At 32.9% G+C, this 16736-nt stretch carries 13 protein-coding genes; 1 reads left to right on the plus strand and 12 read right to left on the minus strand.

Features of this window, described 5'->3' with window-relative positions; translation table 11 throughout:
* Nucleotides 1-213: 213 nt before the first annotated feature.
* A complete protein-coding gene (gene amaB / locus DPN68_RS04145) occupies nucleotides 214-1764 on the plus strand; it encodes an L-piperidine-6-carboxylate dehydrogenase (RefSeq protein ID WP_394336422.1) in 1551 nt (516 codons plus the stop codon).
* A 129-nt stretch (nucleotides 1765-1893) separates the two neighbouring features.
* Here the strand turns inward: amaB and DPN68_RS13275 are convergent, their stop codons facing one another.
* The 12 genes from DPN68_RS13275 to uvrC all read right to left on the minus strand — a co-directional run bounded on the left by DPN68_RS13275 (nucleotide 1894) and on the right by uvrC (nucleotide 16558).
* Nucleotides 1894-3519, minus strand: coding sequence for an SEC-C metal-binding domain-containing protein (locus DPN68_RS13275; RefSeq protein WP_204673658.1), 1626 nt, complete (start codon nucleotides 3517-3519; stop codon nucleotides 1894-1896).
* 162 nt (nucleotides 3520-3681) lie between these two features.
* On the minus strand, nucleotides 3682-4143 hold the full coding sequence (locus DPN68_RS04155) for a septal ring lytic transglycosylase RlpA family protein (protein ID WP_239987006.1): 462 nt from the start codon (nucleotides 4141-4143) through the stop codon (nucleotides 3682-3684).
* A gap of 42 nt (nucleotides 4144-4185) precedes the next feature.
* Entirely contained in the window at nucleotides 4186-4611 is a 426-nt protein-coding gene (locus DPN68_RS04160; RefSeq protein WP_113988393.1) for a hypothetical protein, read from the minus strand.
* Between the two features lie 95 nt (nucleotides 4612-4706).
* Nucleotides 4707-6311: a glucose-6-phosphate isomerase gene (gene pgi, locus DPN68_RS04165; RefSeq protein ID WP_113988394.1), complete on the minus strand. Its 1605-nt coding sequence runs from the start codon at nucleotides 6309-6311 to the stop codon at nucleotides 4707-4709.
* Nucleotides 6312-7547, minus strand: a complete 1236-nt coding sequence (locus DPN68_RS04170) for a peptidoglycan DD-metalloendopeptidase family protein (protein ID WP_113988395.1) — start codon at nucleotides 7545-7547, stop codon at nucleotides 6312-6314. It lies immediately after the preceding gene.
* Nucleotides 7548-7567: 20 nt separating this feature from the next.
* Nucleotides 7568-8500 (minus strand): tryptophan 2,3-dioxygenase family protein, encoded by a 933-nt coding sequence (locus tag DPN68_RS04175; RefSeq protein WP_162298394.1) that lies wholly within the window; start codon nucleotides 8498-8500, stop codon nucleotides 7568-7570.
* Nucleotides 8500-9273, minus strand: a complete 774-nt coding sequence (locus DPN68_RS04180; protein WP_113988396.1) for a DUF3108 domain-containing protein — start codon at nucleotides 9271-9273, stop codon at nucleotides 8500-8502. Before DPN68_RS04180 ends, DPN68_RS04175 begins: the two co-directional genes overlap by 1 nt.
* Before the next feature lie 284 nt (nucleotides 9274-9557).
* Complete coding sequence (hppD, locus tag DPN68_RS04185) at nucleotides 9558-10721, minus strand: 4-hydroxyphenylpyruvate dioxygenase (protein WP_113988397.1); 1164 nt, start codon at nucleotides 10719-10721, stop codon at nucleotides 9558-9560.
* A gap of 14 nt (nucleotides 10722-10735) precedes the next feature.
* Nucleotides 10736-11188 (minus strand): CCC motif membrane protein, encoded by a 453-nt coding sequence (locus DPN68_RS04190; RefSeq protein ID WP_113988398.1) that lies wholly within the window; start codon nucleotides 11186-11188, stop codon nucleotides 10736-10738.
* A gap of 19 nt (nucleotides 11189-11207) precedes the next feature.
* Nucleotides 11208-12365 (minus strand): homogentisate 1,2-dioxygenase, encoded by a 1158-nt coding sequence (locus DPN68_RS04195; RefSeq protein WP_113988399.1) that lies wholly within the window; start codon nucleotides 12363-12365, stop codon nucleotides 11208-11210.
* Between the two features lie 162 nt (nucleotides 12366-12527).
* The gene (locus DPN68_RS04200) at nucleotides 12528-14756 is read right to left on the minus strand and encodes a patatin-like phospholipase family protein (protein WP_113988400.1); all 2229 of its coding nucleotides are present in this window, start codon (nucleotides 14754-14756) and stop codon (nucleotides 12528-12530) included.
* A complete protein-coding gene (uvrC, locus tag DPN68_RS04205) occupies nucleotides 14756-16558 on the minus strand; it encodes an excinuclease ABC subunit UvrC (RefSeq protein WP_113988401.1) in 1803 nt (600 codons plus the stop codon). Before uvrC ends, DPN68_RS04200 begins: the two co-directional genes overlap by 1 nt.
* Nucleotides 16559-16736: the final 178 nt, after the last annotated feature.

Below are 16736 nucleotides of genomic sequence, written 5' to 3' on the forward strand. Positions count from 1 at the left end.
ACAAAAGTTTTCACAAAGTCTCGCAAAGGAATCTGTGAAAATCAAGGAAATTAGAAGCGAAAAAAACAATTTAAAGATTTAGTCTTTGTGTTCTTTGTGCCTTCATTGTGAATCTTTGTGGTTAAAATTTTAAAATACAATAACATCTGCCGAGTTAAAATATATTTTTTACCTTTGCATAAATCTAACAAAAACCGAATAAAAAGTTATAAAATGATATCAGAAGCAGCAGTTCAATTTGGTATGCAAGAAGCATTGCAACAACTAGGAATTAAAGAAATTAACGAAGGAACGTCAACAGGTTCAAAATGGTTTTCTAACGGAAAAATCATTGAATCGTATTCACCAGCAACAGGTGAGTTAATTGGAAAAGTAAAATCTTCAACCAAAGAAGATTATGAAACCGCAATGCAAGCAGCAACTGAAGCTTTCAAGACTTGGCGTTTGATGCCAGCTCCAAAAAGAGGAGAAATTGTGCGTCAAATGGGAGAAGAATTACGTAAACATAAAGAAGCGTTAGGGAAATTAGTGTCTTTTGAAATGGGTAAATCGTATCAAGAAGGTCTTGGAGAAGTTCAGGAAATGATTGACATCTGTGATTTTGCAGTAGGTTTATCACGTCAATTACACGGATTAACGATGCATTCAGAACGTCCAATGCACAGAATGTATGAGCAATGGCATCCGTTTGGAGTGGTTGGAATCATTTCTGCTTTCAACTTCCCAGTAGCGGTTTGGTCTTGGAACACGATGTTAGCTTGGATTTGTGGTGATGTTTGTATTTGGAAACCAAGTTCAAAAACGCCTTTATGTGGTGTGGCTTGTCAAAATATTATTCAAACGGTATTAGAAAGAAACAATTTACCAGAAGGAATCAGTTGTTTAGTGGTTGGTAACGAGTCTGGAGATTTAATCAATAACGACAAACGTATTCCATTAGTATCGTTTACAGGTTCTACCAGAATTGGTCGTCACGTATCAAAAACGGTGGCTGAGCGTTTTGGAAATACTATCTTAGAATTAGGTGGAAACAACGCGATTATCGTTTCTAAAGAAGCCGATTTATCAATGGTATTGGTAGGAGCCGTATTTGGAGCAGTAGGAACAGCGGGGCAACGTTGTACATCAACTCGTAGATTGATTGTTCACGAAAGTGTGTACGATAAAACATTAGACGTATTAGCAAAAGCTTATGCACAGTTAAAAATTGGAAATCCATTAGATGCTAACAATCACGTGGGACCACTTATTGATAAAGGTGCGGTTCAAGATTACTTAAACGCTATCGAAAAAGCAAAAGCAGAAGGCGGAAGAGTAATTGTAGAAGGTGGCGTTTTAGAAGGAAAAGGATACGAAAGCGGTTGTTACGTAAAACCATGTATCATTGAAGCTAAAAACGAGTTCGAAATCGTGCAACACGAAACTTTTGCTCCAGTTTTATATGTAATGAAATACAGTACAATTGAAGAAGCTATCGAAATGCAAAATGCAGTTCCTCAAGGATTATCGTCTTCTATCTTTACTAACAACATGAGAGAAATGGAATTATTCCTTTCGGCTGCGGGTTCTGATTGTGGTATTGCTAACGTAAACATTGGAACTTCTGGTGCTGAAATTGGTGGTGCTTTTGGTGGTGAAAAAGAAACTGGCGGTGGCCGTGAATCAGGTTCTGATGCATGGAAAGCTTACATGAGAAGACAAACTAACACCATTAACTACGGAACAGATTTACCGTTAGCTCAAGGTATTCAATTTGATTTGTAATAGTAAGTGATTAGTGAAAAGTAATTAGTGACTAGTTACTTTTTGGATATATAAAAACCCTGCAATTGCAGGGTTTTTTGTTGTTCTATTTTGCGGGCACGGAAAAAATTTCCGCGCTATCGAGGTTTTTTAATTTCTACCGTGACATTTTTTATATTTTAACCCACTTAAACAAAAACATGGATCATTTCTTTGTATTTTCTTTGAAGTAAACTCAGCTACTTTTTCCTTATAAATCTCTTTGTAATAAGTTTTGTCAATATATTGTGCCCAACTTTCATCTAATGCAATATAATCACCATCATATTTTTCAATACCTTTTTTAAGGTGAAATCCTAAATAACACATTTCATTGTCAGCCTTATAGAATTTACTAAATTTAATCCTTCTTTTTATGTAATCGGTAAAATCATCAGGCTTTGGTAAATATTTTAGTAAAATTTCTAAATCGAAAATATTTACAGACACCGGAAGTTCTTCAGTTTTATTTCCTAATAAAATATGAACTTGATGCGAAATGCCTGGATAATTATCGAGTACAATTGTTACAATATGTACATCAGAAAGTTTGCTAATTTTATCTTCAAAATTTTCATATTCAGTTAAGAAAATAAAGTTTGAATTATCGATTAAACATTGTTTACAAATATTTCCTTGTTCGTAAGCATCTTGAACCGCTTTTTTGAAATCATCTTTTATTGATTCAATATTTCCTTGTTTTGAAAGAGCTGTTAATTTTTTAGATTTAATCTGAAATATTATAGCTTTATCATTATGTAATGCCAAAACATCTATATCTGAAACCGTTTCAGTTTTGTTTTTTTTTATAATAACATTTTGATAAATATTAGATTTCCCAAAAACTGGTTCTAACATTTTTGTTGTTAATTCTTCTGCAATATCACCTCTGTTCTTTAGGGCTATTTTTTTATAATTAGCATCTTGAAGCATCCAATAAAAAGGACTTTCATATAATGATTCTGAAATTGAAAATGAACTTGGAATAAAATAGCAGTCATCTTTTATTTTGATGATTGGTTTTTCAGAAAATATATTAAAATCTCCTAAATAATTAAAATCTGTATTGTTTTTTAATGAAATATCAGTAGTTAGACAATTTAAAATGTTTTCAAAATGAGGATCGTTTTTGGTGATTTCAATTTTGGATAAACAAAAAATATTTAATACTTGCTCATAGTCAGAAATGGCTTTTAACAATTTTCTATTATTTAGTTTATTTTGCAAATTATCTTTGATGTTGTCATAAAATTTTTCAAATAAGTCTACATCAAATTCTTTATTTGCTAAAAACCATTCTTTGTCATATTTATATTTTTCGCTTGAAAGTTTTTTATATTGAACATCATAAGCGCCAGTTCCAGAATAAATCATTGTTTCTTGAAGGAAAGGACCATTTGAAAACATTTCATAAATGTCTAGTTTCTCGAGAGGATTAATATTTTTTAATCCTTCTAAAAAAGTAAAATGGAGATTATCCATTAATGTATAAACCTCTTCAAAATTGTTTTGTAATTCGTCTTCGCTTTCAATAAATTTATCTTTTTTGATATTTTTTAGCCACAAACCAATTAAAAATGATAATTCTTTATCGTTTAAATGTTCTCTAACATTTTTTGAAAACAAATTATCTATAGTACCACAAAAATCTCTTAATACAATTAATGATAAAATATAAATAAAAGAATATGATTTTGTTAGCTCGTTAAGTCTGTTTAAAATATCTTTTTTACTCATTTTTGGTGTAAAATTTGGCTAACTTGTTTAAAGACGATATAAAGTAGCGCATATACACTTAAATATAGATAGATTGGCGCTACTCAAAAGCGTATAGGTGTTTCAAATATAGCTATATATTTTTATTAATTGCATTCCGTGCCCACAATTCACTTCCAAAACTCACTCCTCCACAAGCTCCAAATCCACCATAATATGACCAGTATATTTAGAGCCAGCTATTTCAAAAAAAGCTTTTTTAGACAAATCAATTTCGCGACCTTTAGTAAACGGGCCACGATCGTTGATGGTAACTATAACTGATTTTTGATTTTTGGGATTCGTCACTTTTACTTTTGTGCCAAATTTTAAAGTTTTGTGTGCGGCAGTTAGTTTGTTGTTGTCAAATTTTTGTCCGCTGGCGGTTCTTCTACCGTTAAACTTATCGTGGTAATAAGAAGCGTGTACGTTGGTTTTAAAGGGTTTTAATGCAACGGCTAGTGTGTCAACCAAAATACTATCTTTGGGTTGAATACTGTCCAAAAAAACAGCTTTTCTGTTTAGTTTCTCAGGAAACGAAACAGAAAAGCTGCTAGCTATAGTGAGCAGAAATAAAAGCGCTATGGAATACATGTAATATTTCACAAGAATGAATTTCTGCAAGTAAAACAAAAGTGGTGCCAAAAACTAGTTGAACCAACTAGCCCAAGGCAAACGCGATAAAATTAAAACCAAACCAATGGTATAGAAAACCGCAATTTTCTTGTATTTCCCATTGTGACTTTCTTCTTTTTTGTGTTTTGACCAGCCAATAGTAATCACTGCCAAAGCAATAATATTAATTAGTGGATGCTCCAAAGAAGTTAAACGTAAATCTTTGTCACCCATATTTCCTAAGGCATCAAAACCAAGTGGTGAAACAAAGTACAAGATGAATCCAATTAACAATTGCATGTGCGATAAAATCATCGCAAACAGAGAGATTCTCAAATCTTTAGCAGCGAAAAAACGCTTGCTAACTAAACCTGAAATAGCATTAACGGCTGCAAAAAACAAAACAGCTAATACAATATAAGCAAAAACAGAATGCGCGGTTTGAAGTGCTGTGTACATAAAATTAGTTTTAAAGTTGATTCTTACAAAGATATAAAAATTATTTACGAAAAAACCAAATATGTTGGGAAGTGGTTTAAACCAATAAAATCAAACTAACGCGTATTCGTATCCAAAAACTGCTGAATCAAGAAAGAAGTAGAACTGTCGTGAGAACTTACGGTGTTACTTTTAATCTCATCCAAAATAGTAGTAGCCAATTTTTTGCCCAATTCAACGCCCCATTGGTCATAACTATAAATGTTCCAAATGATGCCTTGAACGAAAATTTTGTGTTCGTAAAGCGCCAATAATTTACCTAAACTTTCAGGTGTTAATTGGTCAATTAAAAGGGTGTTGGACGGTTTATTTCCTTCGAATACTTTGTATGGAATTACTTTTTCATTGGAAGAAGTAGCTTGGTTTCGAATAGCTTCTTCCGAAATTCCCATTAATAAGGCTTCAGTTTGTGCGAAGAAATTGGACATTAATTTTTGATGATGCAACAATTCTCCATGCAATGATTGCTTAAATCCAATAAAATCAACTGGAATTAATTTGGTTCCTTGATGCAACAATTGGAAGAAAGCGTGTTGCGAATTACTTCCAGGTTCGCCCCAAATAATCGTTCCTGTTTGGTAATCTACAGGATTTCCGTTTCTATCAACACTTTTTCCGTTACTTTCCATAACGGCTTGTTGCAAATACGGAACTAATTTTTGTAAATACTGCGAATAGGGAATAATAGCTTCAGTTTCAGCACCAAAAAAGTTGTTGTGCCAAACACTAATCAATGCTAAAATTACGGGTAAGTTCTCATGAAATTTAGCAGTTTGAAAGTGCGAATCCATTTTTTGAGCTCCCAATAACAATTGTTCAAAATTGGAATAACCAATACTCAAAACCAAAGATAATCCAACCGCACTCCACAAAGAAAAACGACCACCAACCCAATCCCACATAGGGAAAATGTTGGTTTCATGAATGCCAAATTCCGTTGTTTTTTCGATATTCGTAGAAACGGCCACAAAATGTTGGGCAATAGCTTCTTGATTTCCAAACTGCAAAAACCATTTCTTGATAGTTTCCGCATTGGAAAGTGTTTCTTGCGTTGTAAATGTTTTAGAAACTACCACAAATAATGTAGTTTCAGGATTCAATTTTTTTAGAATTTCTGCAACATGATCACCATCGATATTGGATACAAAATGCACATTCAAATGATTCTTGTAAAATTGTAGTGCTTCCACTGCCATAGCCGGACCTAAATCGGAGCCACCAATGCCAATATTTACAATATCGGTAAAAGGTAAGTTGGTAAATCCTTTCTTTTCGCCCGAAATGATGCTTTCAGAAAATGTTTTAATTTTATTTTTAACTGCTGCAATTTCAGGGATGATATTTTCAGTAGTTCTTAATGCAGTATGTAAAACCGCTCTACCTTCAGTTTCATTGATTTTTTCACCTTGAAATTGCATTTGGATGGCTTTTTTTAGATCGGTTTCTTCAGCTAATTCCAATAATAATTGGAAAGTTTCTTCGGTGATTTTATTCTTCGAATAATCCAATAAAAAATCTTCCCATTGCAAATGAAACGCATTTACACGGTTTGGATTTTCAACAAAAAGCGATTGCAAACTTCGGTTTTGTAAAAGTTTGTAGTGGGATTGTAATTTTTCCCACGATTTCGTTTTCGTTGGATTGATTGAAGGTAATGCCATTTAGTTTTTGAATGTTACTTTTAAAATACTGTCTAATTCCTGCTTAAATGGTTTTATATGTTCCACATATTTTTTTCTGTCAGCTTCATCCATGGGTTCTGCATTAGGTAATTGTAAGCGAAGCGGATCCACTTGCACGCCATTTTTCCAAAAACGGTAGCAAACGTGCGGACCTGTTGCTAAACCAGTACTTCCTACTAAGCCAATAGTTTGTCCTTGCGTTACATATTGACCGTTTCTTACCAAAATTTTTGACATGTGTAAATATTGTGTAGAATAGGTGCTGTTGTGTTTTACTTTAACATAATTTCCGTTTCCTGCTGTATAACCTGTTCGTTCTACGGTTCCTGAAGCGGTTGTTTTAATTGGTGTTCCATGAGCTGCTGCATAATCGGTTCCGTTATGTGCTTTCCATCTTCCTTGAACAGGATGAAAACGACGTGGTGAAAATCTGGAAGAAATTCTAAAATAATCTAGAGGTGCTTTTAAGAACATACTTTTTAAAGCCTTTCCTTCTTCATCGTAATAGCTGGCTTCTTTCTGGTTGTCTTTTAATTTATAAGGAAATGCGTAAAAATCTTTTCCTCTATGTTGAAAATAAGTCGATTCAATGCGGTCAATTCCCACATAAATAGAATCTTCGATAAATTTTTCATAAAGGGTAACAGCAAATTTATCGTCTTTCTGAATCTTGAAGAAGTCAATAGAATAGGCATAAACGTTAGCTAATTTGGGTGCTAAACCAGCACTTACTCCAGCTTTTTCTAGCGTAACAGATAAGGAGCCTTCAATTTCAGCTGCAATAGTTCTTTTTTTGATGGTAACAGGTTTTTCTTTATTTTGAACACTAACACCATTACGTAAATCAATGACAGTATAATGTATTTGATCTTTTATGTATACAAATTGTTGTAGTTTTTTAGGATTGTTTTTGTCGAAAAATAAAAGATACGGTTTGCCTGCTTTAATTCCTCTTAAGTTGAAAGAATCTTTTACTTTTTCAGTTAATTGATGCACATTCATACTATCTGGTAACTGATAATTTTGCAGCATTTTACCAAAAGTATCACCTGATTTTATGGTGTCTTTAACAACTTTGAATTCGTTGAAAATAATTCCAAATTCTTTTATAATCGGTTCCACAACTATTGGCGCTTCAGTAGTTGTTTCCTTTTCTTCTTTTTTATTACAAGAAATAAATATGCTTAATGATACTAGTAGAACTAAATATTTCAATTTTTTGTCTTTTTCAAATTTTACAATCCTTCACCCCAGTTTTCAATTTCTTCTTTGGTCCATAGTTCTGGAAAGAAAATTCGTTTTTGGTATTTGGGTAACATGTATTTTTTCCAATCACTTCCACCAGTTGCTTCATGATTTCCTGGCGTACTTTCTATGTATTTTTTGGCTGTGTTGAAATGTCCCATTACCCAAGTAATATTAATGGTATAATCTAAATGACGCATAGCCGCAACAAGTTCAGGATTTTTTTGGTCTACTTCAGGAATTTCTTTGAATTTACGCCATAAATTAATGGTGTTGTATTCTTCCATAAACGTTAGGAAAGTAGCCTTGTATTTTTTTTCAAAAGCTTGAATTAAATAGGATTTCTCTCCTGTTTTATGATCTTTTCCAGCAGCTTGCCAATACAAATGTTCGAAAGCGTGTTCGTATGGCGTATTTCTATCAATTGTTGCTCTAAAGCGATTATCGATTAGGTTAATCAAATCAGTAGAAGCAAATTCAATTAAACGGTATTGCGCACTTTGGAAGCCGCTTGCTGGTGTTAGTGTGTTTCTAAATTTCAAATATTGATCCACTTCCATGCCATCAGTCATAATGTTGAATGATGTGGTTAACATATCAAAATAACGACTAATTCTTCCAAGTTTTTCAGTAAAATAGGGAGTTGAAGGTTTTTCGGTATGACACAATTGGTCAATTTCCCACAAAATCATTTTGAAAATCAACTCATTCACTTGATGGTACATGATAAAAACCATTTCATCAGGTAAAGTGGTGCGCTGAATTTGCAAGTTCAACAAAGCATCGGTTTGTATATAATCCCAATAGGTTATTGGTTTTGACCATAACAAACCTTCTAAGTGTGTTGCTGTACTTTGGTTAATTGCTTTGAATTTGTCATCTAATTGTTGCAATTGGCCTTGCAAATCTTGCGTCATTTCCATTATTCTACTTTTACTTTAAACGAATGTTTTAAACCTTTGAAAGCTTCTAAATCGGCTTTTAAAGAACCAACGGCTAAACTTGCTTTTAAACGAACTGGAATTTTATTATCATCATCTGAAATCCAAACGGTTAAGCTTTCCTCTTCTTTAAAAACACGACCCGCTTGTACATAAGGTCTAAAAACCATACATGAAATTTTTCCAAATTTAGTTTTTATATCTTCTCTACCAATAAATTTTAACTTAAACTTTGTGGTTTCATTGTCAAAAAACATGTCGATTGCAATGGATTCACCTACGTTAAGTTTGTCAATTTTTGGATGATTACGAAGATAGTAAAACGAAGATACAATATCTTGAACATTTTCGGGTACTGAAAACGTTTTTTCTGTTTTGTGCTTGTAGTCTTTCACTAAAACCGTGTTGTTTTTTTGATCAAAAAAGCCTTCTTGATTTTTAGTGTAACCTCCCTCGTCAATTTTTCTGATGAAATGATAGGGTTTTCCAGTTTCTTTATCGAAATAACTTTGGTAATCGTCTTCCACTTTAAAGAAGAATTTTGCCATACCAACGGTCCAGCCTTTTCCAACAACATGATGGACTTTTTTATTGTTTTTTACGGCTTCTTTAATTTCAACTGATGCATAACCGGCATTGATAACGCCATAGTGAATGCGAAGTTTGAACCATTCACCAGTAGTAAAAGCGTCTTCCTTTTTTACAAAAGAATTGGTAGTAATAAATACCAAAAGTAAAAGTGCTATTCTTTTCATAATGATCTCTTTTGTAATGAGAATACAATTTCTGTTCCAAAAATACTAAACAAAAAAACCCAGTCAAAATTAATGACTGAGTTTTTATGTTATTAACCAACCAAAAACTATAAATTATGAAAAATTTATTGCTCCACAAGGCAAACTACCTCCTTGTTTTGCGAGTGCAAAGGTATAACTGTTTTTGAATTATTGTTAGTAAAATACAAACTTTAACATTTTTTTATCAAAAATAGCGGTTTTTGCACCCTGTTGGTTGATGATTGTTTAATGAAAATTCAATTTTATAGTGTTCCTCTCAAAGCTTGCTCACGTTCAATCGATTCAAAAAGGGCTTTAAAGTTACCTGCGCCAAAGCCTTTGGCACCCATTCTTTGAATAATTTCGAAGAAAAGGGTTGGACGATCTTCAATTGGCTTAGTGAAAATTTGTAACAAATAACCTTCTTCATCAGCATCAATCATGATTCCAAGTTTTTGCAATTCGTTGATATCTTCTTTAAATTTCGACATATGATCTTTCAAACGCTCTGGAATGGCATCGTAATACGCTTGTGGTGGCGTACTTAAAAACTCAATTCCTCGTGCTCGCATTTCTGCTACTGTTTTTATGATATCATCAGTTGCAACAGCTATATGTTGTACGCCTTCATCTTCATAAAAGTCTAAATATTCTTCGATTTGAGAACGTTTTTTTCCATGAGCAGGCTCGTTAATAGGGAATTTGATTCTTCCATTTCCATTACTCATTACTTTAGACATCAATGCTGAATATTCTGTAGTAATTTGTTTGTCGTCGAATGAAAGGAAATTTACAAACCCCATTACATCTTCAAACCATTTAACAGCTTCATTCATTCTATTCCAGCCTGTATTTCCAACCATATGATCGATATACTTTAATCCTACTGGTTCTGGATTGTAGTCTGATTTCCATTCGCTATACCCTGGTAAAAAGATGCCGTTATAATTTTTGCGTTCAACAAATACAAAAACGGTTTCACCATAAGCGCCATAAATACCTGCACGTACTACTTCTCCGTTTTCATCTTTTTCAACCACTGGTTCAAAGTAAGATTTAGCACCACGTTTTGTAGTTTCCTCGTATGATTTTCTAGCGTCTTCCACCCAAAGAGCAATTACTTTTACGCCATCACCATGTTTTTTTACATGCTCGCCAATAGGAGAATCACTTTTTAATGCAGTAGTTAATACCAAGCGAATTTTATCTTGTTTCAAAACATAAGAAGCTCTGTCTTTTACTCCAGTTTCTAAACCAGCATAGGCTAATGATTGAAAGCCAAATGCTGTTTTGTAAAAGTGAGCCGCTTGTTTAGCATTACCTACATAAAGCTCTACATAATCTGTTCCTAACAAAGGTAAGAAGTCTTGTGCTCCTTCAAATATTTTTTCTAATCCGTATTCTACTGATTTTATTTCTGTACTCATAATTTCTGTTTTTTTTAATTGATAACTTCAACTGAATCGATGATTGTAGAATCGGATTCTATATAAAAATCCTCAAAATCCTCAAAATCATCTTCATAAATTATTGTGTTTTCGTAGTTTCTCTGGTTTTTTACTTCATCAAAGATTTCTTTGAATTTGTCAGCAAAATTTATTTGGTAAACAAACAAAGCGAAAGCAAAAATCAGAATATACAATCCGTTTAAGGAAACTGAAATAATGTTTAATATTTTACCAATAGTTACATTTTTGTAGCTCTGTACTGAAAATTCATCAGGGTGTTTTTGATATTCATTAGAGCTGTTGATTGCTAAAACCAAACCAATAATACTCATGACTAATGCTGCAATTATAAAAAATCCGCAACAACATCCTAAAAACAGTGTTACTAAACTTATAATTCCTAAAATTAAAGAAGCCGGATCAGCTGAAAGTTTTCTTTTGTTCATTAATATTTTTTTAATTAAATTATTCTAACCAAGACAAATAGTAGTTGTCATCGGCAATTTTCATAGCTTCTTCTGTAACCATTAACGGTTTGAAAGTATCTACCATTACGGCTAACTCTTGTGTTTCTGTTTTTCCAATACTTCTTTCTGCTGCTCCAGGGTGTGGTCCGTGTGGAATTCCCGCTGGATGCAATGAAATATGCCCAGCTTCAATATCATTCCTACTCATGAAATCACCATCAACATAATACAACACTTCATCTGAATCTATATTACTGTGATTGTATGGAGCTGGAATTGCTTCAGGATGGTAATCGTATAAACGCGGAACAAACGAACAAATCACGAAAGCATCGGTTTCAAAAGTTTGATGTACTGGTGGCGGTTGATGAATTCTTCCAGTTATAGGCTCAAAATCATGAATGGATAAAGCATACGGATAGTTGAAACCATCATAACCTACTACATCAAAAGGATGCGTAGCGTAAACCATTTCAATAATTTCGTCTTTTTTCTTGACTTTGATTATGAAATCTCCTTTTTCATTGTACGTTTCTAGTTCTTCAGGTCTACGAATATCTCTTTCGCAAAAAGGGGAATGTTCCAATAGTTGTCCAAACCAATTACGGTATCTTTTTGGTGTGTAAATTGGTCGATGCGATTCTACTATGAACAAACGATTGTCTTCCGTGTCAAAATCTATTTTGTAGATAATTCCTCTAGGAATAATTAAATAATCACCGTATTTGAAATCTAAATTTCCATAAATAGTTCGCAATTTTCCAGAACCTTTATGAATAAATAGCATTTCATCGGAATCAGTATTTTTATAAAAATAATCGGTTGTAGATTGTTTAGGTGCTGCTAATGCAATATGACAATCGCTATTGGTCAATACAATTTTTCTACTTTCTAAGAAATCATTTTCTGGACTCACTTGAAATCCTCTCAATCGGTAGGATTGAATGTTGTTTTCTTTGGCAATTTTTGGAGCCACGCTATATTGGGCACGAATGGCTTTTACTTGTGTTGGACGATGTTCGTGATACGAGTTGGTTGACATACCATCAAAACCAACGGTACCAAAAAGCTGCTCGTAATACAAATCACCATTGGGTTTACGAAACTGAATGTGTCGCTTGTGTGGAATTTTTCCTAATTTATGATAAAACGGCATAGTGTTTTGTTTTTAAGTTTATAGATACACTGAAAAGTTTCAGTATTGACTAACCATAACAAAATCAACTCATTCCGGATTTCTCTTGATGAGGTATTTGAGAAGGATAAGTAAGTTGTCCCACTTTTTCATTAGACAAATATCGTAATTTTTTTTGATTTTTTAAAACCAAAAGCCCAAACTAATCCAAGTGAAGTGATTGCGAGTTTCAGGTGACCATGAATGTTTAATTTCTAATGGGCCAATAAGGGAATCAAAACCATATCCAAAACCGTAGCCTGTGTATCTGGGTTTGTTAATCCAATTATCCACAGACTCAAAAATTCTATTACCAATGTTGGCAAAATTACCAGTAAAGTTAATGTGATGTTTTCTGTAGATTTCATAATCTATGGTCGAGCTAACTTTTACGTAACTATCACCAACAACACTAATAAAATCATAACCATAGAAGGGACGAAAGTTGTTTAAATTGGCAAAACCATAACCACCAAGCGCAAAATCAAAATAATTTACCGACTGTTCCCCAATAGAAAATCCGCCTTCTGTTTGAAGTTTTAAGGTGAATTTTTTATAAAAAGTTTTTGCAACTCCAAAATCAGCTTTGGCAATGGTAAATCTTTCAAAATCGTTACTGTAATTTGAAGAATATATGAATGATTTTAAATCACCATTAAAATACCAACCCTTCTTTGGAAAATACTTTTTATCAAAGGAGTCATATTTCATGTAGCCATAAATTGAAAAATAATCACTGTTTTCAAATATGGGTCTTGTATTTTCTAGAGTTTCTGAAGAAATTTTCAGATGTTTAAGTTCAATTCCTGCGCCAATAGAAAATTTTTGAGCAAAAATAGTTTGCATATAGGCTTGATTGGTAAAATCAGAGTAATCAATATTAATTGAATTTAATTCGAGATCAGAAAATGTAACGCCGTTGTTAAAATCATTTTGAACATTTCTATTAAAACCTGTATATCTAGAATTGAATCCAAAACTCCAATAAAACCCATTATCTATGTAGTAATTTAAGTTGTAACGAATATTGTCTCCAACTACGAAATCAAGCGATATAACATCGTTTTTTGCAAAAATCTTATTCTTAGTAAAATTTATTAAAAGACCACTTTTGAAAAGTTCGTCATAATGCAGTCCGAGTTTTAAAAACGTAGTGCTTTTCTTTTCTTTTAAATCCAAAATTAGTTTTTCGCCGTCTTCATTTCTTTCAAAATCATAATAAATGGATTGAAAACTCTGAGAAGCATTCAAATTATTCATGCCTTTTTCAAAGGTTGCAAAACTTATTTTGTTATCAGGTTTAAATTTTAATTTACCAATTACATAGGAACGAGTAAAATTCGTTAAGTTGTTAATTTGAATGTGTTTTATATAGATGGAATCAACATTTTTTACTTGAAAATTTCTTGGTTCAATATGATTTTTTTCTTGAATGTATTTAATTTTTTGTAAATCATCTATTAACTTGTTTGCTGCATTAACTCCTTTGCTAACAATAGCTTTTCCTCTATCAAAGGAAACCACAGTAAAACCTTTAATGTCAGGTTTGATGTATAAATCGGTTTGGCCAATTTTATTTCCCATTTTTTCAATCATGTTGTAATTGGCAATTTGGGTAAGCATTCCGGTAGCTCCTTTTAGTTCTTCTCTAGATTTTAATCCATCTTGTACATCTACGCCAATGATAATTGTTGCGCCCAATCTTCTTACTTCTTCTATTGGATAGTTATTTACTACTCCGCCATCAATTAGAAGTTCGCCATCAATTTCTACTGGGTTGTATAGTGTTGGTAAGGCACCGCTTGCTAACATGCTTTGCGGAAGCACTCCTCTGTTAAGAATGATTTCTTTACCTGTTTCTATGTTTGTAGCAATACAGAAAAAAGGAATGGGTAAATCGTTAAAATTTTTAATATGACTTACGTGTTTGGTTAACCTTGAAAGTAAGTTGTAGTTATACATTCCTTTAGAAAGTGCAGAAGGAAGTCCGAGTTTAAAACCATCAAACGGAAGGGTTAGTGCGTAAATTTCATCATTTCTTTTTTGGTAGAAATTTTTAGAATCACGCGGCGTAAAATCTTGTAAAAGTGCATCAACATCAACATGAGAAAAAATAGAATCCAATTGTTTTCCTGAATAACCCGATGCATATAATCCGCCAATTACAGCGCCCATACTGGTTCCGCCAATGTAATCAATCTTTATTCCTAACGAATCAATTACTTTAAGCACGCCAATATGCGCCAAACCTTTGGCACCTCCACCACTCAGAACTAGTCCAATTTTTGGAGTTTTATCTGGGTTCACAGGTTCTTGTCCTAAGCTGATTTGGGTAAAAATTAGTAGGCTTATCAACAAGAAAAGTTTTTTCATTAGGTTTTTGAGTTATTTTCTTTGTAAAAGTCGGAAATTTTTTTGGCTTTTGAAAGTCCAATTATCGCAGCTATCTCATTTTCAGTAGCATTTTGCAATCTTTTAACACTTTTAAAATGTTTCATTAATGTAATCATCGTTTTTTCGCCAATGCCAGGAATGCTCTCTAAGCTGTTTGTCAAAGCTGATTTACTTCGTTTATCACGATGATGCGTGATTCCAAATCGATGCGCTTCGTTTCGTAAGAATTGAATAATTTTCAAAGTTTCCGATTTTTTATCCAAGTACAACGGTGCCGAATCACCAGGATAATAAATTTCTTCCAAACGTTTTGCAATTCCAATAATGGCAATTTTTCCACGCAAACCTAAATCATCCAAACTTTTTAGAGCCGAAGATAACTGTCCTTTTCCGCCATCAATAATAATCAATTGTGGTAAGGATTGATTTTCGTCTAACATCCGTTTGTATCTTCGATACACCACTTCTTCCATCGAAGCGAAATCATTTGGACCTTCAACGGTTTTGATATTAAAATTGCGGTAATCTTTCTTACTCGGTTTCCCGTCTTTAAACACTACACAAGCCGCAACGGGATTAGTTCCTTGAATGTTTGAATTATCAAAACATTCAATATGCCTTGGTTCCTCAGACAAGCGTAAATCTTTCTTCATTTGTGCCATAATGCGATTCGTGTGTCGATCTGGATCTACAATTTGAATCTGCTTCAATTGGTCTAATCTATAAAACTTCGCATTACGCTCTGATAAATCTAGAATTTGTTTTTTATCGCCTAATTGTGGTACGGTGACTTTGATGTTTTCGCCCAAATCAATTGGAAAAGGAACTACAATTTCTCGTGCATTTAAATGGAAACGTTCACGCAATTCTACAATCGCTAATTCTAATAATTCTTCGTTAGTTTCGTCTAATTTTTTCTTTAATTCCAAAGTATGGGAACGTACAATAGCTCCATGCGAAATCTGTAAAAAATTCACATACGCCATCGTTTCATCAGAAACAATAGAAAACACATCCAAATTAGAAATTTTCGGATTCAAAATAGTAGAACGCGATTGATAATTTTCTAAAATCGCTATTTTTTCTTTGATTTTTTGCGCTTCTTCAAATTTCATTTCCATCGCCAAATCAGCCATTAATTTCTTGAAATCTTTCAAACTTTCTTTGAAATTTCCTTTTAAAATTTGACGAATTTTTTCGATTTGAGATTGATAGTCTTCCAAAGATTGATACCCTTCACATGGGCCTTTGCAATTGCCAATATGATATTCTAAACAGACTTTAAATTTACCTGAATCGATATTCGCTTTTGATAAATCATAATTGCAAGTTCGTAATGGATACAACTCTTTAATCAAATCCAAAATTGTGTGAACAGTTTTAAAACTGGTATAAGGTCCAAAATACTCTGAACCATCTTTTATCATTTTTCTAGTAGAAAATATTCTTGGAAATCGTTCGTTTTTGATGCAAATCCAAGGATAGGTTTTATCATCGCGAAGCAACACATTATAGCGCGGTTGTAACTTTTTTATCAGATTATTTTCTAATAACAAAGCGTCGGTTTCTGTAGGAACAACAATGTGTTTTATGGCAACAATTTTCTTAACTAAAACCGATGTTTTATAATTGTCGTGGTTCTTAGTAAAATATGATTGGACACGTTTTTTTAAGTTTTTGGCCTTTCCAACATATAAAATCTTCCCATCTTTATCATAATATTGATACACACCCGGATTATCAGGCAAGGTTTGGATTTGAAGTTCTAATGGTGTTTGCATTTTTTTGGAAAAGGGTAAAGAACAAAGATAAGAGATTTGTTTTAATTGGCACACGGATGATACGGATGCATTACAACGCTGATTTTATCAGATTTTATAAACTTTGTGAAATTTTCAATTTCTTAAATCTGTGTTCCAATAAAATCTTGATTTTTGAACTTGATTTTGTTCTTGTTCT

This window comes from Flavobacterium tibetense (assembly GCF_003293845.1).
Taxonomy (GTDB): domain Bacteria; phylum Bacteroidota; class Bacteroidia; order Flavobacteriales; family Flavobacteriaceae; genus Flavobacterium; species Flavobacterium tibetense.